22 protein-coding genes are annotated in these 23,250 nt (G+C 69.2%); 12 read left to right on the top strand and 10 right to left on the bottom strand.

Annotation, left to right across the window (positions count from 1 at the left end):
• The first annotated feature begins 1 nt into the window (after window position 1).
• The 3 genes from hpt to folE all read left to right on the top strand — a co-directional run bounded on the left by hpt (window position 2) and on the right by folE (window position 3,417).
• The gene (gene hpt / locus ABT304_RS05365) at window positions 2-553 is read left to right on the top strand and encodes a hypoxanthine phosphoribosyltransferase (protein ID WP_350713666.1); all 552 of its coding nucleotides are present in this window, start codon (window positions 2-4) and stop codon (window positions 551-553) included.
• 151 nt (window positions 554-704) lie between these two features.
• Window positions 705-2,768, top strand: coding sequence for an ATP-dependent zinc metalloprotease FtsH (ftsH, locus tag ABT304_RS05360; protein ID WP_350713665.1), 2,064 nt, complete (start codon window positions 705-707; stop codon window positions 2,766-2,768).
• A gap of 10 nt (window positions 2,769-2,778) precedes the next feature.
• The gene (gene folE / locus ABT304_RS05355; protein WP_201451186.1) at window positions 2,779-3,417 is read left to right on the top strand and encodes a GTP cyclohydrolase I FolE; all 639 of its coding nucleotides are present in this window, start codon (window positions 2,779-2,781) and stop codon (window positions 3,415-3,417) included.
• On the opposite strand, the gene ABT304_RS05350 is transcribed toward folE, so the two are convergent.
• Window positions 3,414-4,934, bottom strand: coding sequence for a polysaccharide pyruvyl transferase family protein (locus tag ABT304_RS05350; protein WP_350713664.1), 1,521 nt, complete (start codon window positions 4,932-4,934; stop codon window positions 3,414-3,416). The genes folE and ABT304_RS05350 overlap by 4 nt on opposite strands.
• A gap of 105 nt (window positions 4,935-5,039) precedes the next feature.
• Between ABT304_RS05350 and folP the strand changes: the two genes are divergently transcribed.
• The 8 genes from folP to ABT304_RS05310 all read left to right on the top strand — a co-directional run bounded on the left by folP (window position 5,040) and on the right by ABT304_RS05310 (window position 11,484).
• Window positions 5,040-5,846, top strand: a complete 807-nt coding sequence (folP, locus tag ABT304_RS05345) for a dihydropteroate synthase (protein ID WP_160029341.1) — start codon at window positions 5,040-5,042, stop codon at window positions 5,844-5,846.
• Window positions 5,843-6,223 (top strand): dihydroneopterin aldolase, encoded by a 381-nt coding sequence (gene folB / locus ABT304_RS05340; protein WP_160026379.1) that lies wholly within the window; start codon window positions 5,843-5,845, stop codon window positions 6,221-6,223. The genes folP and folB overlap by 4 nt, the downstream gene beginning before the upstream one ends.
• On the top strand, window positions 6,220-6,786 hold the full coding sequence (gene folK, locus ABT304_RS05335; RefSeq protein ID WP_350713663.1) for a 2-amino-4-hydroxy-6-hydroxymethyldihydropteridine diphosphokinase: 567 nt from the start codon (window positions 6,220-6,222) through the stop codon (window positions 6,784-6,786). The genes folB and folK overlap by 4 nt, the downstream gene beginning before the upstream one ends.
• Window positions 6,787-6,868: 82 nt before the next feature.
• Window positions 6,869-7,306: a DUF3180 domain-containing protein gene (locus tag ABT304_RS05330; protein ID WP_350713662.1), complete on the top strand. Its 438-nt coding sequence runs from the start codon at window positions 6,869-6,871 to the stop codon at window positions 7,304-7,306.
• Between the two features lie 15 nt (window positions 7,307-7,321).
• Window positions 7,322-7,915 carry a hypothetical protein gene (locus ABT304_RS05325; protein WP_160026382.1) on the top strand — a complete coding sequence of 198 codons (594 nt, stop codon included), beginning with the start codon at window positions 7,322-7,324 and terminating at the stop codon, window positions 7,913-7,915.
• A 225-nt stretch (window positions 7,916-8,140) separates the two neighbouring features.
• Window positions 8,141-8,821 (top strand): glycosyltransferase family 29 protein, encoded by a 681-nt coding sequence (locus ABT304_RS05320; RefSeq protein WP_350713661.1) that lies wholly within the window; start codon window positions 8,141-8,143, stop codon window positions 8,819-8,821.
• Entirely contained in the window at window positions 8,812-9,180 is a 369-nt protein-coding gene (locus tag ABT304_RS05315; RefSeq protein ID WP_350713660.1) for a hypothetical protein, read from the top strand. The genes ABT304_RS05320 and ABT304_RS05315 overlap by 10 nt, the downstream gene beginning before the upstream one ends.
• A gap of 9 nt (window positions 9,181-9,189) precedes the next feature.
• Window positions 9,190-11,484 (top strand): glycosyltransferase, encoded by a 2,295-nt coding sequence (locus tag ABT304_RS05310; protein WP_350713659.1) that lies wholly within the window; start codon window positions 9,190-9,192, stop codon window positions 11,482-11,484.
• Between the two features lie 13 nt (window positions 11,485-11,497).
• Here ABT304_RS05310 and ABT304_RS05305 read toward each other — a convergent pair whose 3' ends face one another.
• The 5 genes from ABT304_RS05305 to ABT304_RS05285 are packed head-to-tail and all read right to left on the bottom strand — an operon-like array spanning window position 11,498 to window position 16,748.
• Window positions 11,498-13,132 (bottom strand): hypothetical protein, encoded by a 1,635-nt coding sequence (locus ABT304_RS05305; RefSeq protein WP_350713658.1) that lies wholly within the window; start codon window positions 13,130-13,132, stop codon window positions 11,498-11,500.
• Window positions 13,129-13,968 (bottom strand): hypothetical protein, encoded by an 840-nt coding sequence (locus ABT304_RS05300; protein WP_350713657.1) that lies wholly within the window; start codon window positions 13,966-13,968, stop codon window positions 13,129-13,131. The genes ABT304_RS05305 and ABT304_RS05300 overlap by 4 nt, the downstream gene beginning before the upstream one ends.
• A gap of 4 nt (window positions 13,969-13,972) precedes the next feature.
• Window positions 13,973-14,737, bottom strand: coding sequence for a class I SAM-dependent methyltransferase (locus tag ABT304_RS05295; RefSeq protein ID WP_350713656.1), 765 nt, complete (start codon window positions 14,735-14,737; stop codon window positions 13,973-13,975).
• Entirely contained in the window at window positions 14,734-15,753 is a 1,020-nt protein-coding gene (locus tag ABT304_RS05290; RefSeq protein ID WP_350713655.1) for an NAD-dependent epimerase/dehydratase family protein, read from the bottom strand. The genes ABT304_RS05295 and ABT304_RS05290 overlap by 4 nt, the downstream gene beginning before the upstream one ends.
• Window positions 15,750-16,748, bottom strand: coding sequence for a glycosyltransferase (locus ABT304_RS05285; protein WP_160026389.1), 999 nt, complete (start codon window positions 16,746-16,748; stop codon window positions 15,750-15,752). Before ABT304_RS05285 ends, ABT304_RS05290 begins: the two co-directional genes overlap by 4 nt.
• A gap of 73 nt (window positions 16,749-16,821) precedes the next feature.
• Between ABT304_RS05285 and ABT304_RS05280 the strand changes: the two genes are divergently transcribed.
• Window positions 16,822-19,125 (top strand): hypothetical protein, encoded by a 2,304-nt coding sequence (locus ABT304_RS05280; protein ID WP_350713654.1) that lies wholly within the window; start codon window positions 16,822-16,824, stop codon window positions 19,123-19,125.
• Between the two features lie 15 nt (window positions 19,126-19,140).
• Here the strand turns inward: ABT304_RS05280 and ABT304_RS05275 are convergent, their stop codons facing one another.
• From ABT304_RS05275 to pseB, 4 genes are all read right to left on the bottom strand, one after another.
• A complete protein-coding gene (locus ABT304_RS05275) occupies window positions 19,141-20,286 on the bottom strand; it encodes a hypothetical protein (protein WP_350713653.1) in 1,146 nt (381 codons plus the stop codon).
• 76 nt (window positions 20,287-20,362) lie between these two features.
• Window positions 20,363-21,085, bottom strand: a complete 723-nt coding sequence (locus tag ABT304_RS05270; RefSeq protein ID WP_350713652.1) for a cytidylyltransferase domain-containing protein — start codon at window positions 21,083-21,085, stop codon at window positions 20,363-20,365.
• A complete protein-coding gene (pseC, locus tag ABT304_RS05265) occupies window positions 21,082-22,203 on the bottom strand; it encodes a UDP-4-amino-4,6-dideoxy-N-acetyl-beta-L-altrosamine transaminase (protein WP_350713651.1) in 1,122 nt (373 codons plus the stop codon). Before pseC ends, ABT304_RS05270 begins: the two co-directional genes overlap by 4 nt.
• 2 nt (window positions 22,204-22,205) lie before the next feature.
• Window positions 22,206-23,240: a UDP-N-acetylglucosamine 4,6-dehydratase (inverting) gene (gene pseB / locus ABT304_RS05260; RefSeq protein WP_350713650.1), complete on the bottom strand. Its 1,035-nt coding sequence runs from the start codon at window positions 23,238-23,240 to the stop codon at window positions 22,206-22,208.
• Between the last annotated feature and the right edge of the window lie 10 nt (window positions 23,241-23,250).

Genomic DNA, 23,250 nt, shown 5'->3' with positions numbered 1-23,250 from the left:
CATGGACACCGAGTACGTCGGCGACGACCTCGTGAAGACCCTGTTCACCCACGACGAGATCCAGGCCAAGGTCGAAGAGCTGGCCCGCCGGATCGAGAAGGACTACGAGGGCGAGGAGCTGCTGATCGTCGGCGTCCTGCGCGGCGCGGTGATGATCATGGCCGACCTCGCGCGCGCCCTGAACCGCCACGTCGAGATGGACTGGATGGCCGTCTCCTCCTACGGCTCCGGCACCAAGTCGTCCGGTGTGGTGAGGATCCTGAAGGACCTCGACACCGACGTCACCGGCAAGCACGTGCTCGTCGTGGACGAGATCATCGACTCCGGCCTGACCCTGACCTGGCTGACCTCCAACCTCAGCAGCCGCGGCCCGGCGAGCATCGAGATCGCCACCCTGCTCCGCAAGCCCGAGGCGGTCAGCATGCCGGTCGACGTGAAGTACGTCGGCTGGGACATCCCCGACGAGTTCGTGGTCGGCTACGGCCTCGACTTCAACGAGAAGTACCGCAACCTGCGCGACATCTCGACCCTCGCGCCGCACATCTACAGCTGAGGCTGGAACAGAGCCGGCGAGCGCCTGCTGTTACGCCAACAGCGGAACCGTGCAGATGGGGTGGGCACGATTTGGCGTGTACCGTCGTTCTAAATGACGTGCACGCTGCCCTGCGTGCGTGTCTGACCCCGTAAACGGTTGAAAGAAGCCTGTGAAGCGCATATTCAAAGGTCCCTGGCTGTGGATCATCGTGGCAGTGCTCGGTGTGATCCTGGCGCTGCAGTACCTGGCCCCTCGCAACGGCGGTGACGAGATCACCACCAGCGAGCTGACCGAGTACATCCAGAACGACCAGGTCAAGGAGATCACGTTCGTCGACGGCGACCAGGAGATCAAGGCGACCCTGACCAAGGACGCCCGCAAGGGCAGCGCGGAGGTCACCACCTCGTGGGTCGACGGCGACCAGGAAGCGCTCATCGAGATGGTGCGCAAGACCGAGGCCGAGGGTGACAACCTCAAGGAGTTCAACTCCGAGGTGGCCAAGCCCTCCGTGCTCGGCTCGATCCTGAGCTTCCTGCTTCCGTTCGTGCTGATCATCGTCCTGTTCCTGTTCCTGATGAACTCGGTCCAGGGCGGTGGCGGTCGCGGGGTCATGCAGTTCGCCAAGTCCAAGGCGAAGCTGATCACCAAGGACATGCCCAAGACGACGTTCGCCGACGTCGCCGGTGCTGACGAGGCGGTCGAGGAGCTCCAGGAGATCAAGGAGTTCCTGCAGGAGCCCGCGAAGTTCCAGGCCGTCGGCGCCAAGATCCCCAAGGGCGTGCTGCTCTACGGCCAGCCAGGCACCGGTAAGACCCTGCTCGCGCGAGCCGTCGCGGGCGAGGCCGGCGTGCCGTTCTACTCGATCTCCGGTTCGGACTTCGTCGAGATGTTCGTCGGTGTCGGTGCGAGCCGTGTCCGCGACCTGTTCGAGCAGGCCAAGGAGAACGCTCCCGCCATCGTCTTCATCGACGAGATCGACGCCGTCGGTCGTCACCGTGGTGCCGGCATGGGCGGTGGCCACGACGAGCGCGAGCAGACGCTCAACCAGCTCCTCGTGGAGATGGACGGCTTCGACGTACGCGGCGGGGTCATCCTGATCGCGGCGACCAACCGTCCCGACGTGCTCGACCCGGCGCTGCTGCGCCCGGGCCGCTTCGACCGCCAGATCCAGGTGGACGCTCCCGACCTCGCCGGTCGCGAGAAGATCCTGCAGGTCCACGCCCGCGGCAAGCCGCTGGCCGGCGACATCGACCTCGACTCGGTCGCCCGCCGGACCCCCGGGTTCTCCGGTGCCGACCTGGCCAACGTGCTCAACGAGGCCGCGCTGCTGACCGCTCGCAGCGACCAGAAGCTGATCACCAACAAGGCGCTCGACGAGGCCATCGACCGAGTCATCGCCGGCCCGCAGAAGCGCACGCGTCTGATGAGCGAGCAGGAGAAGCTCATCACCGCCTACCACGAGGGTGGCCACGCGCTGGTCGCCGCTGCCCTTCCGGGCCCGGACGTGGTCCAGAAGATCACGATCCTGCCGCGCGGCAAGGCGCTGGGCTACAACCTGGTCATGCCCGACGACGACCAGTACTCGCAGACCCGGTCCTCGATGCTCAACAAGCTCTCCTACATGCTCGGTGGCCGTGCCGCGGAGGAGCTCATCTTCCACGACCCGACCACGGGTGCCGGCAACGACATCGAGAAGGCGACCAACCTCGCCCGCGCGATGGTCACCCAGTTCGGTATGACCGAGCGCCTCGGTGCGATCAAGCTGGGTGAGTCCAACGGGGAGCCGTTCCTGGGCCGCGACATCGGTCACCAGCGCAACTACTCCGAGGAGGTCGCCGCCGTCGTCGACGACGAGACCAAGAAGCTCCTCGCCACCGCGCACCAGGAGGCCTTCGACATCCTCGAGGAGAACCGGGACGTCCTCGACAACCTGGTGCTGCAGCTCCTCGAGAAGGAGACGCTCTCCAAGCACGAGGTCGCCGAGATCTTCGAGCCGCTGCGTCGCCGCGACCCGCGTCCGGCCTGGACCGGCTCCGACACCCGCCGCCCCTCCGACCGCCCGGCGGTCGAGATTCCGCGGTGGATCGTCGAGCGCGACAAGGAGAACCTCGCCAAGGCGATCCGAGCCGCCGGGAAGCAGTCCGGCGCCCAGGCCGGGGCCCAGTCCGCCAACGGTGTCGACCTCGCCAAGCCGACCGAGGCCGGCTCGCCCGAGGGCACCCCGCCCGCCTGATACTGAAGACATGTCCGACAACTTCGATGACGTAGCGCCCGTCCATGTCCCCGAGCGGGACGTGGCGGACGTACCGGTGTTCGACCAGAAGCGGGCCGAGGCGGCCGTGCGTGAGCTGCTCTACGCGATCGGGGAGGATCCCGATCGCGAAGGGCTGCTCGAGACTCCCGCTCGGGTCGCCCGCGCCTACCAGGAGGTGACCCGCGGGCTGCACCAGACGCCCGAGGAGGTCCTCACCACGACCTTCGATCTCGGCCACGACGAGATGGTCCTGGTCCGTGACATCGAGCTGTGGTCGATGTGCGAGCACCACCTGGTGCCGTTCACCGGTGTCGCCCACGTCGGCTACATCCCGGCCTCCTCCGGCAAGATCACCGGCCTGTCGAAGCTCGCCCGGCTGGTCGACGTCTACGCCAAGCGACCGCAGGTGCAGGAGCGGCTCACCACTCAGGTCGCCGACGCGCTGATGGAGCTCCTCGAGGCGCGCGGCGTCATCGTGGTGGTCGAGGCCGAGCACCTGTGCATGACGATGCGCGGCGTCAAGAAGGCCGGCGCCCGCACGATCACCAGCGCCGTACGCGGCACGATGCGCTCCAACGCCACCACCCGGGCCGAGGCCATGGCCCTGATCCGGGGCGGGACCCGCTAGCCCGCCGAACGACCCAGCCGGCGGCGAACCCTCCGGACGAAGCCGCGCAGGCCCGCTCGTTCCTGGTGACGAGTGAGGTCTGCGCGCAGCTCGTCGATCAGGGCTCGCTGGCGGTCCAGGCGGCCGGCCTGCCGTTCGATCCGGGTCTGCTGCTTGCGCGTGGTCGCCTCGAGGGCTGCGATCCGCTTGGCCTGGCTCTTCGCCGACGCGGTGACCTTCTTCTCGAGCTCCCGCTCGCGACGCCTCGCGGCGGTGTCGGCGTGCTCGGAAGCGGTCTTGAGCGCGTGGATCCGGTCCTCGATGCGCCGGATGGCGTCATCGCCCGATCCGCGGAGCGTGGCGACAGGTGCCGCGGGCTCCAGCGCGGCGAGCTCGGCGTCGTAGGCCGCGCTCGTCTGGCCGGGCTGCGCGACGTTCGCCAGGCCGGCGTCGTCCAGGAACGAGGTCAGCCGCTTCCAGCCGTCGGCCAGGCGGTTGTGGAAGCTGGTGAAGTCGGCCGCCTGGTACAGCTCGTCGACCGTGGTCTCGGCCCTGAACGAGTCGAGCATCGTGTAGGGCAGGCCGTGGTAGTCGCACAGCTCCAGCACGCGTGAGTCATGCGCGACGACCATGGCAGGGGTCCCGGCGAGCACCGCGGCGACGTTGCCGTGGATACGCGTGCCGAAGGCGAACCGCTGGGTGGCCAGGAACCGCATCCAGGAGCCGGCGTCGAGGAACATCCGGGTCCGGTCCTCGGCGTAGAGCCGGTGGTCGCGGTCGATACCCATCTCGGGCTGACGGTGCCGTCCCCACTGGAGCATCGCGAAGTCGTGGTGGGTCTGGCCGACGTACGTCATGTGCGGGTGCCGATCGGCGAAGGCGTCGACGTACGTCTCGAACCAGGGCGCGGTCAGCGGGCTCATCGAGACGGCGATCGGGTCCTCGTCGGCGATCGGGGTGGAGCGCTCGTCGCGGACGGTGAGGTCGGGGCCGTTGAGGTAGATCGACGGACAGCCGATGATCTCGACGTGCTCGTCGCCGTAGCCGAGCCGCCGCAGGTAGGCGGCCGTGATCTCGCCGCGTACGCCGACCTTCGAGGATCGCTCGAGCACGCTGTTCATGAATCGGCGGTGGAGAGCCGCCAGCTCGTCGCCGGGAGCGGTGTCGAGGTCGTCGAGGGAGAGCTGTGCGCCGATGCCGACGATGGTGGTCGGGATCGAGAGCTGTTCGATGAAGGCGGTCAGCCGGGTCAGCGGGCGGGTGAACTCCGGCCGGAGGGCGTTGGCCAGCGGTACCACGAAGTGGTCGTACTCGTCGTTGGTCGCCGCGACCTCCTCGGCGGTGAACGCGCGTCGCTCATGGATGAAGCCGTTCGGGACGATCTCGGTCCCGGGCACGCTGAGGAGCCGGTGTGTCGAGTCGGCGAAGAGGAGGTTGCCGACGTTCGTGCCGTAGAACCCGATGCCCCACGCACGCGGGTCGCCCGCCTCGATCACGTCGAACGGGTCCCTCGCTGAGCGGAGCAGGATCTTGGCCACGATGCCTCCCTGGGTACATGAGATGCCGGGCAGCCTGGCTGAGCGGGCCCGCTTGGTCAAGTCTGCCCTTCCGGTGTCGCCGGATAGGGTCGTGGCGTGCAGGTCATGGGAATCGTCAACGTCACGCCCGACTCGTTCAGCGACGGCGGACGGTTCTTGGCGACCGATGACGCGGTGGCCCACGGTCACGCGCTCCTGGAGCAGGGGGCCGACCTGCTCGACATCGGTGGCGAGTCGACCCGTCCTGGTGCGACCAGGCCGCTGGTGGCCGACGAGCTGGCCCGGGTGGTGCCGGTCATCGAGACGCTGGCCGAGGAGGGTGCAACGCTCTCGGTCGACACGATGCGTCCTGAGGTCGCCGAGGCGGCCGTGAAGGCCGGGGCGAAGATCATCAACGACGTCTCGGGCGGTCTGGCCGACCCGGGGATCCTCCAGGTCGCGGCCGACCACGGTGCGACGTACGTGGTGATGCACTGGCGCGCGCACGGCGCGGAGATGCAGCACCAGGACCACCTCGTCTACGCCGACGGCGTGGTCGCCACGGTCAAGGCGGAGCTGGAGCAGCGGATCGAGGCGGCGCGGGCGGCGGGGATCCAGGACGACAACATCGTGATCGACCCCGGCCTCGGCTTCTCCAAGACGGCCGACGACAACTGGCGGCTGCTGGCGGGCGTGGAGGAGTTCCACAAGCTCGGCTTCCCGGTGCTCATCGGAGCCAGCCGCAAGACCTTCCTCGGCCGCCTGCTGGCCGCCCCCGACGGCACCCTGCGTCCGGTGACCGAGCGTGAGAACGCTCACGACGCGATCACGGTCTTTCTCGCGCAACGTGGTGTCTGGGCCACGCGTGTTCATGACGTACGTGCCGCCAAGGACGCACTCGCGGCGGCAATGAAGTTGGAGACTATTCGGTGAACATCACAGAACCTGCGGACGAAATCCAGATCCTCGGCCTGGAGTGCTACGGCCATCACGGAGTCTTCGACTTCGAGCGCCGTGAGGGGCAGAAGTTCATCATCGACCTGGTCATCGGCACCGACTCCCGCAAGGCGGCGGAAACGGACGACTTGCATGACACCGTGGATTACGGAAGTCTCGCGATGGCGGTCAAAACCAATGTTGAGCGCGACCCGGTGGACCTCATCGAAACGCTTGCCCAGCGGATCGCGGACATTTGCCTTGCAGACATCCGCGCACTTTGGGTACGTGTTACGGTTCACAAACCGGGGGCGCCTATCGAAGCGACGTTCAAAGACGTCACCCTGACGATCACCCGGAGGCAGAGCACGTGACAGAGGTACCCAACCCGTACATCATCGACGCCGACACGCTCACCGGGGAGATGCGGCCGATCCGGCGGGCGGTGCTGTCTCTGGGCTCCAATCTCGGGGACCGGTTGGCAAACTTGCAGGACGCGTTGAACACCCTCGCCGAGACCCCGGACGTCTGGGTGACCACCATCTCGCCGGTCTACGAGACCGAGCCGGTCGACTCGCCCGCGGATGCCGAGCTCTACCTCAACGCCATCGTCCTCGCCGACACCACGCTCACCCCGACGCGCCTGCTCGAGCGTGCGCTCACCATCGAGGATGCGTACGGCCGCTCGCGCAGCGGCATCTTCAACGAGCCGCGCACGCTCGACATCGACGTCATCTCGGTCGGCGACAAGATCCTCGAGGAGGAGTCGCTGACGCTGCCGCACCCGCGTGCGCACCAGCGGGCCTTCGTGCTCAAGCCGTGGCTCGACCTGGAGCCGAGCGCCGATCTTCCCGGCGTGGGTCCGATCGCCGAGCTGCTGGAGCAGTCCGACCAGTCCGGCATCACCCGCCGCGACGACCTCACCCTCGAGCTCTGAGCCGGATCTGAGCACAGCACCCGAGGACCCCGACCAGGGTCCTGAGAAGGATCCCGCCGACGACGAGCGCCGGCTCCACCCGATGTCGGGCGGAGCCATCACGGCGTGGGCCGTCATCGGGATCGTCGGTGGCTGGCTGGCTCACCCCGTGCTGGAGTCCTGGCGCGGGGTGGCCCCGGTCATCACCTGGGCGCAGCCTGTGGTGCTGCTGCTGATCGCGGCGGCCCTGGGCGTGACCGCCTGGATCACCCACCGCCAGCTGCAGGTACGCGGCGAGCGCATCGAGGCTCATCAGGCGGTCAACCGGCTGGTGCTCGCCCGCGCCTGCACCCTGGTCGGCGCGCTCCTCGCCGGCGGCTATCTGGGCTACGCGGTGAGCTGGCTGGGCTACGACGCCAACACGGCGGCAGGGGAGCGGCTGGTCCGTTCGGCCCTCGCGGCCGTGGCCGGGACCGCGATCCTCGTCGCCGCTCGACTCCTCGAACACGCGTGCCGGGTCCGCAAACGCGATGAAAACTAGCCGTACCGTGGAAGCATGCCTTCCCCATCCGCAACTTCAGTCACACGCAGGCGTCAGCGCAGCACACGCCTGACGGTTGCTGTAGGCCTGCTGGCGCTGGCCGCCATCACGATCACCGCCGCGGTGGCCTCCGGGTCCTGGCTGGTTGTCGTGCTCGCAGCCGTTCTCGGGCTCGCCTGTGGCGCTGCCGCAACCAAGATCACTCACTCCGAGCTTCTCCAGACCCGCCGCGACTGGGCGCGTGACCGGGCCGAGCAGGCCCAGGCCTACCGCGTCGAGTCCGAGAAGCGGGCCGAGGAGAACGCCGAGTTCCGCGAGCACATGGATGCCAAGCTCGCCGAACGAGTCCAGGCCGTCGAGGAGCTCGAGGCCGCTCTGGCCGCCGCGCACCAGCGTGCCGCCGAGGCCGTCCGTCGCCGTGGCGAGGAGGCCCGCCGGGCCGCCCAGGCCGAGATGCGCGGCGAGCAGCTCGAGGCGATGCTCCAGGCCGTCGAAGCCGACGCCGCCGAGGCGGCCATCCGGGTCGCCGAGCTGGAGTCCGAGCTGGACGCCGTACGTGCCGAGCTCGAGGCCGAGCGTACGAGCTGGACCGGGGCTCAGTCCGCCTGACCAGCGAACGACGCACAGATGTATGGATGGTGACGAGGCGCCAACAGCGTCATGGCACTTTGCGTCGGCGCGCGTGAAAACGCGCCGCGACGCTCAAATCGATACTCGGGTGGGTAACTGTCGGCGGTCTGGCTCGTTATGATTTTTCCGAACGGGTAACGCGCCTGCCGCGTCCCTGCGATCTGTGACGACGCTGCGACGAGCGTCGTTGGAAAGGGGAAGCCGGTGACGTTGATCGCCGAACGGGCAGTCACGATCACTGAAGGCTTCGCCTACCTGCGCGACCTGATGACCACGTACGCCAGAAGGGCGCCGGTGAGGTCGGTCGCCGTGCTCGGGAATGCGCCGCTGGGGCCCAGCGACGACCGGGCGCAGGCCATCGACGACTCGGATCTGGTGATCCGGGTCAACAGCTTCGTGCTGGACGTCCCGGGTGGGCCGCGCGCCCAGGGATCGCGGGCCGACGTGGTGATCTGGAACCGGATCACCCGCCCGACCCGATTCACCTTCGACCGCTACCGCGAGCGCCTCTACCTCCTCGCCGAGCCGATGCGCTTCCACGGCCGCCTCGAGGTGTGGCCGATGTCGTGGCCGCCCGATCTGGGCTTCGTACCCATCCCGAACGGGGAGCTGCTCACCGGCACCGGGAAGGACCTCGACATCCCCTGGCGCACCGAGAAGCTGGCGCCGACCACGGGCTTCACCGCCGCGTGGCTGGCGGTCAACCTGTTCCCGGAGTCCGACATCCTGCTGTCCGGGTTCTCGTTCGTCGACAACCCCGGGCAGACGGAGTGGACCTATCAGGCCGGTGGCTCCTCGCCCGTGGCGCCGGAGCATCGGATCGAGGCGGAGGCACGCGTCATGACCGGCTGGCTCGAGGAGGAGCGCGTTTCCCTATGGCGATGAACCGACTGCGCGGCAAGGTCAACAGGTTGGCCGGCTCCGCAGCCGACCTGGACGAGGCTCGAGCCACCATCGAGGAGCTGCGCGCGATCACGGACCGGCAGCGCGTTCGCATCGGTGACCTCGAGCGCGAGCTCGCCCGGGTCAGCCCGCAGGTCGCGGCACTCGAGGCGCGTCTGGAGACCCTGCGTGACACCGTCGAGCGCGGCAACCTCATGGCCGGAGCGCCGTCGGACGGCCACGTCGACGCCTCCTCGATCTGGGCCGAGATCCAGCGTCAGCAGGAGCAGGTGCGAGCTCGGATCACCGCGGCCACGCGTTTCGAGGAGCGGTTGCGAAGGCTCGAGGACGGAGCCACTTAAGGTGAGAATGTGCCGCATCCCGCTCTGAGCATCGTCATCCCGTTCCACAACGTGGAGCCCTTCCTGCAGACGTGCCTGGAGTCGCTTCGCGCCCAGACCTTCTCGGACTTCGAGGTGGTCATGGTCGACGACGCGTCCACCGACGGGTCCGCAACGGTCGCCGACCGGTTCGCGTCCAGCGACGCGCGATTCCGGGTGGTCTCCTCGGAGAAGGTCGGTGTCGGGGTGGCCCGAAACATCGGGATCGAGGCGAGCAGGGGTGACCTGCTCGCGTTCGTCGACGCCGACGACTACGTCCCCGAGTACGCGTACCAGCTCATGACGGACACGTTGGCGCGCTCGGGGTCCGACTTCGTGGCCGGCAACGCCCGCCGGTTCGACTCCGTGTCGGTCTGGCAGTCGTGGTCCCACCGGCGCCCGTTCGTCACCACCCGCATCGCCACGCACTGCAGCCGGACCCACATCCTGGGCATCGATCGCTACATCTGGAACAAGGTCTACCGGCGCGACTTCTGGGACTCCGCCGGCCTCGGCTACCCGGACATGCTCTACGAGGACTACCCGGTCGCCCTTGCCGCGCACATCCGCGCCCGCCAGGTCGACATTCTCGCCGAGCCGATCTACTACTGGCGGCACCGTGACGGTGGCGAGGCCTCGATCACGCAGAGCCACTGGAATCTCGACAACCTCAGCGACCGCGTACGTTCGGCCGAGATGCTCTTCGACATGGTCGAGGAGCAGGCTCCCTACCTGTCCGACCTGGTCAAGTCCCACCTCGCGGCGACGGACGTCCAGGTGCTCGCCCGGTCGATCGAGGACCACCCTGCCGACGAGGCCGGGCGCATCTTCGACCTGGCGGAGCGCTACCTGGCGCGCGTCGACGACGCGATCCTCAACCGTCAGGGACCGTTCGAGCGACTCGTGTTCGACCTGCTGAAGCGCCGGCAGCGTGACGCGCTCACGACACTGACCCGCTATCGGGCCGAGTACGGGACCCAGGCGCCGCTGGCCCGCCGACGGGACGGCTGGTACGCCAAGCTCCCGTCCTTCGAGGACACCGCGGTAGGCGTCCCCGACTCGGTGTTCCGCCTGGCACCGGCGTACATGAAGGCCAAGGCGGTGGCGACCGAGGCCTGGTGGGACGGATCCCGGGTAGCGGTCCGGGTCAACATCGGCATCAACACCCTCGCGCTCGCGCCCCGGACCCGCTTCAAGGTGTGGCTGGAGAGCCCCGCCGGCCGCCGGGTGCCGGTGGATCACGTCGCTCGGCCGCGGGCGATCCCGTTCGGCCAGGTGGACAGGTCCACGCTCGAGCTGAGCATCGACCCGTCGCAGCTGGCGGGCGATCGCCAGTGGCGCCTCATGATCGGCATCCGCAACCGCGACGTCCGCGACGTGATCCAGGTGACGACCTCGGGAGACGGACGCGAGCGGTGGCAGGGCTGGCGCCGCATCGGCAACCGCTGGTGCCGCCCAGGTCGTCTCCCGGGCGGCTTCGGGGTCACCGTTCGCGACCTTCCGGACGCCTGGGTGGATCACACCACCGACCTCGGCGACGAGATCGAGATCCGGGGCGCGTTCCGGGGCGCTGCTCCCGAGCATGCGGAGCTGACCCTCACCGACCGCAGCGGTTCGGTGGTGACCCATCCGTTGACGATCGGCGAGCGGGGCGAGCGAGGCATCACCCCGTGGCGGCTGACGGTGCCGGTCGAGGCTGTCCTGGAGAAGTCGGGACTGGACATGCCCATGGAGGAGATCGTGCCGACCCGGGTGAAGCTGTCCCGGAAGGGACGTACGTCTCCACTGCCTGTGCACCCGGACTTCCTCGGGTCGCGGTCGCTGATGAAGGGGCGCGCGGTGAACGCCACCCGCGACCCGAACGGTTCCTTCGTCATCACCGCGACGCCCGACCGTCCCGTCGTTCACGACGCCTGGTGGCAGGGTGAGGACCTGATCCTGCGTGGTCCGGACGGTCCCCGGCTGGAGTCCACGGGCGCGGTGCTTCGGACCTGGCCGACGCCGGAGAAGCCCCTCGACGTCGCCCTGGACGTGACCGACCGTGACGGGGTCTTCCTGATCACTGTGCCTGTGGGCGCGCTGCGCAGCACCGTGGTCGAGCACGGGGCCTGTGAGACGTCGCAGTGGTCGTTGCTGGACGGCCGCGAGCACAAGCCGATCGTCGTGGCCCGTGAGCTCTCCGAACGGGTGCCTCAGCCGACCGCCGCCGAGGCGGCGAAGCTCGAGTTCGGCTGGTCCGACGAGATCCACCTGCGGCTCGCGCCGGTCCCGCCCGCCGACGTGTGACCGGCTGAAGCCGCTAGCGCCTGGCCACGCGTCGGATCGCGCGGAGGACCCTTCTGAGCAGGCGGGCCGCGCGCCGGGCCCCGGGCACGCGGCCGAAGCCGGAGCGCGCCTTCCCGGGGACGGACGATGCGCGCTTGGCGACCCGGTTGACGGTCGGGGCCTGGCGCGCGCTCAGCTGGCCCTCCAGCTCCTTGATGCGATCGTTCAGTGCCGCGACGTCGCGTCGGGCCGCCGTGCGTACCTCGTGGGTCATCGTCTGGCGCTGACGCATCTGCTGCTTGAACCAGGTCACCTGGCCGCGCAGCGCCTCGTTCTCGTCCGCCAGCTTCCGGAGCTCGCTCGGATCGGCCTCCTGCGGCGCCTGCCGTCCCGCGACCACGGGTGTCATGCCGGTCGCGGAGAGCGCGGACTCTCGCCGACGGCGTACCTGGTGGACGTCCGCCGGAGTGACCGCGACATCGATGGTGGCCGCGAGCAGGATGGTGAGCTCCTCCCTGCCGCGACCGGCGGGCCAGGGGTGGCGCCACCCCGTCGCGCAGAGGTACGCCGCGAGCTCGTCCAGCAGCCCGAGGAGGATCTCGTCGGCGGACTCGCCGAGCTTCACCGTCGACTCGTGGACCGGGACGACGTGGCCGGCGTCGAGGCCGATCTCGTCGACCTGAAGACCGCACCAGCGCTCGGGCGCGGCGGCGATCGCGTCGCGCAGCCGGCGTACGTGCTGGCGAAGGCCAGACGCGTCGCGGCGTGCCGAGTCGTGCATGGCCTCGATCAGCCAGGACCGCTCGGCGGCGGTCCAGGACGTCTCCTCACCGGTCCGATCGACACCGACGACCGACGAGATCGGGGCGAGGCCGCGGGTGACCAGCCAACCGCCGGCGGCTCCCGCGGCACCCACCGTGTCCAGCGCCTGGCCCAGTGCCGGCTGGACCTCGCGCAGCGTGGGGGTCTCGGAGGGGCGGCCGTGAGCGACCGCGAGCGCCACCGAACAGGCTTCGGGAGCCGCGGCCAGGGTCGGCGCGGCGACGTCTGGCCACAGCGTGTGACCGCGACCGCGGAACCGTGCGCTCGCGTCCGCGAGGCTTCGCGGGTTCGCACGGTCATGGACGGGGAAGGACCAGTCAGCGTTCTCGTTGGATGCCTCCGGGTTGACGGCCCTGAGCTGTGCAAGCGGGGATCCCGGGTTGGGGACGACCAGCGCCAGCCGCGAGTCGCCTGTCGCGAGCACAGTGAGGTGCTCGGCGATCGCGTGCCAGTCCGCCGGGTCGGCGTCGATCGATGCGACCCGTCCGAACCCGTCCAGCGCGAGCACGGCGTCGGCGGGCTGATCGGGGGTCCAGGCACGCAGGTCGCCGCAGACGACGTCGACAGCCCGGTGGGCGTACCGCTCGGAGACGAGCTCCGCGTCGGTGTGGGTGCGGAGGACGACGGTCGTGGTCGCGGCGACGTCGACGACCGCGTCGAGCAGGTCGAGGTCGTGCGGGCCGACGACGAGCAGGTGGGAGGCGCCGGTCGCCGTCGCAACGGCGAACCGGGTCAGGACCGGTCCGCGCGGGAGCGCCCGGGCGCCGGCCATGTCGGACCAGTCGTACATGTCTCCCGAGACGACGCGGTAGGCGGCGACCGTCGAAGCCGTGTCGATGTCGTTCATCCTGTGATCTCCCATCCGAAGAGCGCGCGCAGCTCAGCGGGCGACGCCATGGCATCCAGCCCGAGCTCGCGCACGGTCGTGGCGCGTACTTCCTCTGCGTCGGTCTCCACCCCGTGGAACTCGGGGAACAACCGTTTGGCCTGCTCGTTTCCGTCTCTCACGCTGGCGTCCCTGACGTCGGCGAAGGTCATCGGGTCGCCGTAGACAGCGACCTCGGAGCCGACCGAGGCGCCGTAGAAGATCGCCGTGGTCAGACGGTTCGAGGCGACCCGGCGGTGGCGGATCTGCTCCGCGTACTGCTTGTGGAGGAAGCGGATGTCGGTGCCCTGACGCAGCGTGCCTCGCTTGCCGTGACAGATGACCCGGAAGCCGGCGTCCTCATAGCGGCGACGGATCTCCGGCATGTCGTACTCGATCCAATAGAGGCAGACGGTCACCGGACCTTCCTCGGTGTCCCGGATCTCCGCGATCAACCGGTCGTGATCGCCGCTGACCTCACCGTGGTCCCAGGTGTGGAACGGGTAGAAGATCGTTCCCTCGCGCTCGTCGGCCGGGGGTATGGGCTCGACGTCCTTCTTGAGGTCGAGCAGGTAGTTCCACGGAGCGCCGATCACGGCATAGTCGCGCCAGCCGACGGCCTGGCCGCGGCGCAGGTTCGCGTGGGACCAGACGAACTTGGGGAAGCCGTACGGCGGCTCGTGGCCCGGGCCGAACCCGTGAAGGAGGTTCCAGCCGTGCTGGAGCACGCCCCAGATCGGGCGCGGCTGCTCGAACGGGAGTCCGCAGTACTCCGAGAGGATGTGGGCGTGTCCGTACCAGTGATTGCTCGTGTCCACGTCGTCAGTCTCCTTCGACCTTGACCGCGGCGACCAGCACCGAGGACCCGAACGGCAGATCGAGTCTGGGCAGCAGCCGCTGGTCGATGCGGGTGGCGCCGAGCAGGACCTTCTCGATCGCGGGCGAGACCTCGGGGAGCGGTGCGACGCCGCCGTCGGGGAGCTGCTGGGCGCTGGCCGGGCCGCGCTCCTTGACCCGGGTGACCAGGCGTTGAGCGGCGAACATCGGAAACGTGCCCGTGAAGCCGTACGTCGCTCGCACCGGCGAGAGCCCGGCCGCCCTGACCGCCGCCACCGCCCGCCGCAGGGTGTAGCGCCGATAGTGATGGTTGTGGTCGTCGTGGCGGGTCCAGGCCCAGTTGTACGCCGGGACCGACATCAGGAAGCGGCCACCGGGGGCGAGGACGCGCTCGATCTCGGCGAGGGCGGCGGCTTCGGGGTCGCAGTGCTCGATGACGTCGAAGGCGGCGACCACGTCGAAGGAGCCGTCGGCGAACGGGAGCCGGATCGCGGAGCCGCACACGCCGCCGTCGGCGAGGCCACGTGGGTCGACGTCCAGCGAGACGTGATGCTCGGCGGTGCCCTCGAGCCAGGTGACGCTGGGCCCGTCGGCGCTGCCGACGTCGAGGAGGCGGCGGGGGGTCCCGACGTACGGCTTCATGACGGTCTCGAGGATCTGGGTGCGCGCTCGGTACCACCAGTAGTCGCTCTGGGCGATCGAGGGAGAGCCTCCCGTCGTGGTGCCCAGCAGTATGTCCGTTTCGGTCATCGGATCGAGATCTCGCTCACGTGCGTCGACTGATGTTTGTGGATGGGGGCGGAGGTACCAGCAGCGTAGGCCAGTGCGATCTCATCGGCGATGCGACGCACGCCGACGGAGAACGGCGTTTGGGTCCGTTTGTCGAGCTCCGGCCAGACGACGCTGCGGACCCGCAGGTCGCGTGCCTGGCCGGGCGTGCCGGCACCCGGGATGCGCAGTCTCGACCGCCGCCGGAAGACCCGGTTGGTCTCGCCGATGACGGCCGAGAGGGTCGCTCCGGTGCCGGTGGCCAGGATCTTGACGACGGCGTTCGACCCGGCACCGCGGACGTGCTCGTGGAGCCCGTCGAGGGCGTCGACGACCATCTCGGCGCAGTCGCCGACGTAGAGATAGTCCCGGATGGTGTCGAAGGAGACCCAGACCGGCAGCGGCGTGCCGCGCAGCTGGGCCAGACACAGCTGAGAGACGAGGCCCTGGGGCTTGGAGAGCTTCTGGCCGGGCCCGTAGAGGTTGGTGATTCGCCCGAGAAGCGCCACCGATCCGGTCTCGGCGCAGAATGCGGTCAGGGCTTCCTCCATGGCCAGCTTGGCCCTGCCGTACGCCACCAGTGGACGAGGCTCGGAGAGCTCGGTGAACGGGGGATCGGCCGAACCGGCGTAGACGCCACCGACGGAGGAGGCGAAGAAGAACGCGAGCCGGGTGGTCGGGCGCAGGGCTGCACGCAGGTCATCGAGTACGTCGCGGAAGAGCGACACCTCGGTCTCGAGCTCGTCTGCCGGGGTGGACACCACGCCCGCGCCGGCGCACCAGGCGATGTTGACGCGGCCGTCCGGCGAGGAGTCGACGAAGGCGGCGAGCTCGGACCTCAGGACGGCGCGGGCGGCGACCGGGTCGTGCCAGGGCACGCTCGTCGTCCGCACGGACGCACCGGAGCGCTCGAGCGTGCTGCGTACGTGGCGGCCGAGCAGACCGCCGCTGCCGACGACGAGCGTGGGCGGGCGGGACGGGCGCTGAGCGCCGGTCACTCGGGATGACCCGGCTGGGGTGACTCGCGAAGCGGGCCGTTCGCGGGGTCGCTGACGATGACGTAGAGCGGCTTGCCCATCGCCATGTTGACGGAGACGCCGAGGTATTCGGCGATCACTCCCAGGGTGAGCATGATGGCGCCGGAGCAGACCAGCACGGCCGCCATCAACGAGGTCCAGCCCTGCACCGGGACCCCGCCGGCGAGACGGGCGACGACCAGCACGACCGCGAGGACGACGCCGGAGGCGGCGAGCAGGGCTCCGCAGATGCTGACCGCCCGCAGCAGGCGGGTGCCGCCGGTGAGCACCATCCGCCAGAAGTGCGACATCAAGGAGCGGTAGTTGTAGCCGGAGGGCCGCTCACCCTCCTCGCGCAGCTCCACCGGGCACGTGGCCACGTCCGAGATCACCCAGCTCAGCGCGACGTCGAGGTAGACGCCGTTGGCGGCGTAGGCGGAGACGCTCCGGCCGTACTCGCCCAGGATCAGCCGGAAGCTGTTGAACTGCCGGGCGCTGCCACCGGGCATGAGGCGGTCGATGACCACCTTCGAGCCGCGCGAGGTCAGGTTGCGCAGCGGGCCGTGGGGCGCCGCGTTGGTCGGGCGGGCATAGACGAGGGCGGCGCGCTCCCTGAGGGCCGTGTCGAGCATCGGCCCGATGTAGGCCGGGTCGTGCTGGCCGTCCTCGTCCATCGTGACGATCCAGTCGGATCCGGACGAGGCCAGGCCGGCGAGGGTCGCGGCGTGCTGGCCGAAGTTGCGGCTCAGCCAGATCGGGCGAACGATGTCGTACTTCTCCGCGAGCTGTCGCATGGCGAGGTCAGAGGTGTCCGGGCCATGGTCGTGGACCAGGAGGATCTCGGTGACACGTCCCTGGTGCCCGTTCGGGGTGACGAACGGTTCGGCGAGGTCGACGACCTCGCTCACCACGTCCGGAAGCGTCTCGGCACCGCGGTAGACCGGGATGACGACGGAGACGGTGTGGGTGGGGGACATTGCAAGGAAAATAGCGCATTCGGAGGGGGTTCGGTGTACTCCGTGTAGGCGTTTTGTTGGCATGATCTCCCGGGTGACTGCAGACCAGGCAACCGTGGGCGCCGCGCCCGACGCGAAGCCTTCCTCGGACCGCATGTTCTCGATCTCCGGCGGGTCCTGGTCGGGACTCCTCCCAGGCGCGCTGGCCGTGGGCGTGACGCTCGTTCTCGCGGTGCGTGTCGCCGGGGTCGGACTCGGTGACGCGCTGCTCTTCACCGGCTACGTCCTGGCGTTCCTCACCTTCCCGGGGACCGTGGTGTGGCGTACGGTCGCGAAACCGGGACCGACGATCGGCAACGACCTGGTGCTCGGCACCATCCTCGGGCTCGTCCTCGAGCTGCCGCTCTATCTTCTGCTGCGGCTGTTCGATCTCACCCAGTTGATCTACGCCTACCCCGTCGCGGTGCTCGTGGGTGCGGCGGTCGTCGTCTGGCGTCGCCGGCGGATCGCGCCCTTGGTGATCGGTCGGGCGAGCCTGTGGTCGTGGGCGGGCGCGGCGGTGGTGTGCGTACAGCTCCTGCTGGTCGCGAAGCGGGTGTGGTCTCACCGGCCGATCGACGCGTTGCGATCGCCCTACGTCGACGAGCCGTTCCACCTCGCGATCGCCGGCGACCTGCTGCACCACTTTCCGGCCCAGATGCCGTGGGTGGACGGCACCCCGCTCTTCTACCACTGGCTGGTCTACGTCCACCTCGCCTCGGCGGCGACGGTCACCCACCTCGAGCTCGTCGTGCTCCTGCGCAGCCTGTCGATGGTGCTGCTGGTCGTGCTCGCGGTCGCCGGAGCGTACGCAGCGGCCACCCGTCTCACCGGACGGGCATGGCCCGGCTTCGTCGCCGCTCTCGTCCTCATCACGGGAGCGACCCCCGACTTCTTCGGCTGGACGAGCCTGGTCAGTCCCGCGCAGCTGGCCTTCGACTCCGTCGTCCGTATGTTCAACAGCCCGACGCACGCCCTCGTGATGCCGCTCCAGATGGTCCTGATGGTGCTGGTCGTCGAGGTGATCCGGGGCGAGCAGCGGCGATGGCCGGTGTGGCCGCTGATGATCCTCGTCATGGTCGCTGTGGCCGGGGCGAAGTCGTCTGCCCTGCCGACGATCATCGCGGGCCTGCTCCTGGCACTCGTGATCTCGGCCGTGCTGCGCCGCAAGCAGACGGTTCTCACCCTGGGCGCCCTGCTCGGCTCGGCCGTCGTCGTCTTCCTGGTCGCGCAGCAGGTGTTCTACGGAGGCGGCACCCGGGCGACGACGATCGATCTCAACGGAAGCACCATTCAGCGACTGGGCATCCTGATGCTGCCGGAGGGGGAGACCCTCCCCGGATCCGCGCCGGTGTCGATCTGGATCTCCTTCACCGTCGGCTTCGTCCTCGTCACGGTGCCGCTGATCGTCGGCCTGCTGCGTGGCGGCTGGCGACGGCCCGAGTTCGTGTTCCTGGTCGGTCCCTGGGCCGCTGCAGCCGGCGCGTTCATGGTCCTGAGCCATCCGGCGCTGAGCCAGGCCTACTTCCTCCTGGGAGCCAGCGGGTTCTTCGCCGTCGCGACGGCTGTCGCGCTGTCGGACATCAACCCCGGCCGCCTGTCGCGGCGCGACGGCGTCCGGATCGTCGGCTGCGCCGCGCTCGGCTGGCTCGCGCTCGTGGCGGCGAGACTGTTGGTGGGCGACGAGATGCCGGCGAACGGCTCGGTCTTCACCTCGACGTTGCTGACCCAGCTCGTCGTCGGGCTGCTGGTGCTCGCCGTCGCCGTCGTCATCGTGCTCGTCTACGCCCGGCGCTCGGCGATCGCGGCGCTCCCGGCCGTCGCGGCGTTGATGCTCGGCGTCGTGGTCGCCGGCGCTCCGCAGACCGTCGCTCTCGCGGTCGCCGGCCCCTCGATTCCCCGAGGTGCTCCCACGGACATCATCGGCCCGGGCGGAATCGCCGCCGCCCGGTTCGTCCGCGCGCACTCACAGCCGGACGAGCTGATCGCGACCAACGCCCACTGCATCGGGCTGCCCGTGCCCGACTGCGACCGCAGGAACTTCTGGATCGCGGCGTACGCCGAACGTCGGGTGCTGGTGGAAGGGTGGGCCTACATCGACCCGCTGGTCGTCGGGCTGCCGTCCACGGACCTCAACAACTCGGCCTACCTGCCGTTCTGGGACCCCGAGCTGCTCGAGGCCAACGACGCGGCCATCACGCGTCCGTCACCGGAGACGATCAGCACGTTGCGTGACGAGTTCGGCGTCGACTGGCTTGTCGTCGACCGCCGCTATCGCGCTGACCTCCCCGGCATCCGCCGGGAGCTCGGTCAGCCGCGCTTCAAGCGCGGGCTGTACTCCGTGTTCGATCTGCGCTGACCGATCACGCCTCGGTCAGCGGCGCAGGAGGCGACGGAGCCGGCCCCGCTGTGAGGCCTCCGCCTCCCGTCGACGGGCGCGGGCGTCCTCGACCTCCTGCTGGATCTCCTCCGGCATCGTGTGCAGGCCCTGCATGACCAGCTTCACGACCGCCATCACCTCGTCGCCGGGGATCTCGGAGTAGTCGCCGATGTTGTAGTCGGGGAAGCTGCTCTGCTCGATCATGTCGGTGAACGAGAAGCCGCCGAGCTTGCCGATGAGGAGGTTGTCGTCGCGGTAGTCCTCGAGCAGCTCCTGCCGGAACTCGGAGGTCATGTAGACCGCGCTGGTGTTGTTCCAGCCGAGCTGGGTGGCCTTGGTGACGAACTCGCCACGAAGGATCTGGATCCACTTCAGACGGGTGGCCTTCCAGGAGTCGGCGCCTCGGAGCCGGCCGCGCATCGGTGCGGCGGCCACGATCGGAGCCAGGTGGCGCGCGGTCTCGACCGTACGCCAGCCGGATCCGACGTTGGTCGACCCCGCTCCCTCGCCCTGGATCGGGAGCTCGCACGTGCTGAGGAAGTCCGCGACCGCGTTGCCGTGGCGCAGCTCCTTGCGGATGAAGGGGCGAAGCCGCAGGTCGACGTCGGGGATGGCAGTGGTGATGGTGTCCGCGAACTCTCCGTAGCGCAGGAAGCTCATGTCGAGCGGCGACCACTCGCGGAACTCCTCGAAGGGGAGATCGACGAGCTCGGCGTGCTCCGGCCGCATCACCATCAGCCGCTCGACGTAGAAGGCGTTGTAGAACGTGGCCTGGTCGCGTACGTAATGGACCCAACGGACCTTCGCGCCCGCCTGGCGCGCGTACTCGCCGATCGCGCTGATGTGCTCGGGCTTGAGCAGCGAGAAGGACTCACACGAGATCACGGTGGTCTCCGCGCTGCCCGAGGCGATCGACTCGACGAGCTGCTCCCAGGTGCCGAGGGCGGGCGTGAAGAGCACCTCGCCCAGGAGCTGGGAGTAGAGGTTCTGGTGCTGGACGCTGTGCGTGCCTCGGCCGATCGTGGGATAGGCGATCTGCGGAGGGAGCTTTCCCTCGCGGCTGGCGCGGGCGAGGAAGGTCTGGATCGCCGTGCTCCCGGTCTTGAAAGTGCCGGAATGGACGATCAGAGTCTTCTGCATGCAACGCTCCAAGTGTCGCTGCTGGAATGGGGTGCGGCGCGACGTCCCGCGTGGCACGGATCTTACCGGGCGGGGCTTATTGGCCGAGCTTCTTCTGCTCGATCTGAGCGTTGATCGCGACCAGCTCGGGACGGTCCTCCAGGAGGGCGACGAGACCACGGGTGTCGAGACGGTGGGCGTCGTGGTCCTCGATGAGGATCTGCAGGAGCCGCAGGTCCTCGGGGGTGTCGAGAGTGATCCGGTACGCCGAGGCGTCCCGCTCCCACGGCAGGTTGAGCTTGGGCCGGGTGTCGTCGGTGTAGAGCCACGGGGTGACGTGCTCGCGGTGGGGCGTCTCGGTCGCGAGCCGGTCGGCCTCCAGCAGCGCCGCCGCGGAGAAGACCTCGAAGTCGAGCCCTCGCGGGTAGGTGCGCTCCAGGGCGTTGCTGGCATAGAGCGCGGGATCGGCGGCGGCGACCCAGGCGTCGATGCCGCGGCGTACGACCTCGCCGTCGATCAGGGGGCAGTCGCTGGTCACCCGGACGACGACGTCGGGCTCGAACTCGCGCACCGCCAGCGCGAAGCGCGACAGCACGTCGGGCTCGCTGCCGCGGACGACGCCGGCGCCGAGCTTGTCGGCCAGGACGGCGACCGGGTCGTCGTCGACATTGGTGGTCGTCGCGACGATCACCGGGAGCCCGGCCGCGGTGAGCCGGGTGAGGTGGTGCTCGAGCATGGTGATGCCCGCCGCCTCCCGAAGCACCTTGCCGGGGAGGCGGGTGCTGGTCATGCGTGCCTGGGTGATGACCGCGGTCTTCACAGGGTTCCGATCAGCGTCTCGACGACCTGGTCGACCTGGTCGTCGGTCAGGTCGGGGTACAGCGGCAGGGAGAGCTCCTCGGCGTAGAACGCCTCCGCGTTGGGGCACATCCCGCGCCGGTAGCCCAGGTCCGCATAGACCGGGTGCCAGTAGACCGGGATGTAGTTGACCTGTACGCCGATGCCGGCCGCCCGCATCTTCTCGAACACCTCGCGCCGACGGTCCTCGAGGATGCGCACCGGATAGAGGTGCCAGGCCGGGTCGACGCCCTCGCGCTGGACCGGCAGGCGCAGCCCGTCGACGTCGGCGAGCGCGGCGTTGTAGCGCGCGGTGATCTCCGCGCGGCGCTGCTTGAACCCGGCAAGCCTGTTGAGCTGGGAGAGCCCGAAGGCGCACTGCAGGTCGGTGAGCCGGTAGTTGAGCCCGAACTCGTGGACCTCCTGGTGCCACGGCCCCTCGTCCTTGATCCGGAACCGGTCGGCGTCACGCATCAGCCCCACGAAGTGGAACTCGTGGGCCCGCTGCGCGATGGCGGCGTCCTTGGCGACGACAGCGCCACCCTCCGCGGTGGTGAGGTTCTTGGTCGGGAAGAACGAGAGCGTGGTCAGGTCGGCCAGGTCGCCGACCGGGCGGCCGCCCGAGAACCCGCCGATCGAGTGCGCCGCGTCGTCGAGGGTCAGCGCGCCGACCCGGTCGGCGATCGGCTGCAGCGCGGCGTAGTCGGCCGGATGGCCCGCGTAGTCGACGGCGGCGATCACCTTGGTGCGGTCGGTGACGAGGGCGTCGACGGCGGCCGGGTCGAGGAGGGCGGTGTCCTCCTCGATGTCGGCGAAAACGACCTTCGCGCCGAGCAGCGAGGCCCCCGACGCGGTCGCGACGAACGTCATCGGCGTGGTGACGACCTCGTCACCGGCACCCACCCCGGCAGCGGCATAGGCGATGTGGAGGGCAGCGGTGCCGGAGGTGCACGAGACCGCCCGGTGCCCACCGACCAGGTCGGAGAGCGCCTGCTCGAACGCGGCGACGGTGGGCCCGGTGGTGAGCCAGTCGCCGCGCAGGATCGCCGTGACTGCCTCGATGTCCTCCTCGGAGACCGACTGGCGGCCGTAAGGCAGCATGCTCAGATCCCCGACTCCAGAACCCTGCGGAGGTCCTCGGCGTCGTACCAGATGTCGTTCTTGTCCGAGGCGCAGTGGAAGCCGTCGGGGACCGGTACGGCGTCCATGATCGGCTTGTAGCCCCACTGCGGGTTCTCGGGCTCGATCACGTAGTACTTCCCGTCGCGGATGCTCACCGCGCGGCGGCCCTCCTCCGGGCTGATCATCTCCTCGTGGAGCTTCTCGCCGGGGCGGAGCCCGATGTCGACAAGCTTCGCTCCCGGCGCGACCGCCTCCGCCAGGTCGACGACCTTGTGGGAGGGGATGTGGGGGACGAGCAGCTCGCCGCCCTGCATGATCTCGAAGGTGTCGAGCACCATCTGCACGGCCTGCGGCAGCGTGATCAGGAACCGGGTGCACCGCATGTCGGTGATGCCGAGCGCCTCACCGCGCTCGGCCATCGCCTTCCACTTCGGGATGATCGAACCGCGCGAGCCGGTCACGTTGCCGTAGCGCACCACGGAGAACCGGGTCTCGTAGGAGGAGGCGTAGTTGTTGCCGAGGATGAAGATCTTGTCGGCCGTCAGCTTGGTCGCGCCGTAGAGGTTGATCGGCGAGGAGGCCTTGTCCGTCGAGAGGGCGACGACCTTCTTGACGCCCGCGTCGATCGAGGCCTCGACGACGTTCTGCGAGCCCAGGACGTTGGTCTTGATGAACTCGAAGGGGTTGTACTCCCCGGTGTCGACCTGCTTGAGCGCAGCGGCGTGGACGACGTAGTCGACGCCGTGGAGCGCCCGGTGCAGGCGGTCGCGGTCGCGGATGTCTCCGATGAACCAGCGGAGCCTCGGGTCGTTGCCGAACAGCTGGCGGCACTCGTACTGCTTCAGCTCATCGCGCGAGAAGACGATCACGCGGCGCGGGTTGAAGGTGTCCAGGAGGTGGCGGATGAACGCCTTCCCGAACGAGCCGGTCCCGCCGGTGACCAGGATGCTGGCGCCATCGAGAGGATGGTTGATCGGGGCGTCGGACTCTTGAACGTCCGAATTGGGCACGGTCACAGGGATGCTC

Origin of the sequence: Nocardioides sp. NPDC000445, from assembly GCF_040300245.1 — a bacterium.
In the GTDB taxonomy this organism is placed as follows: domain Bacteria; phylum Actinomycetota; class Actinomycetes; order Propionibacteriales; family Nocardioidaceae; genus Nocardioides.
The sequence above is the reverse complement of the archived record's forward strand: the minus strand, read 5'-3'. Positions and strand labels throughout refer to the sequence as shown.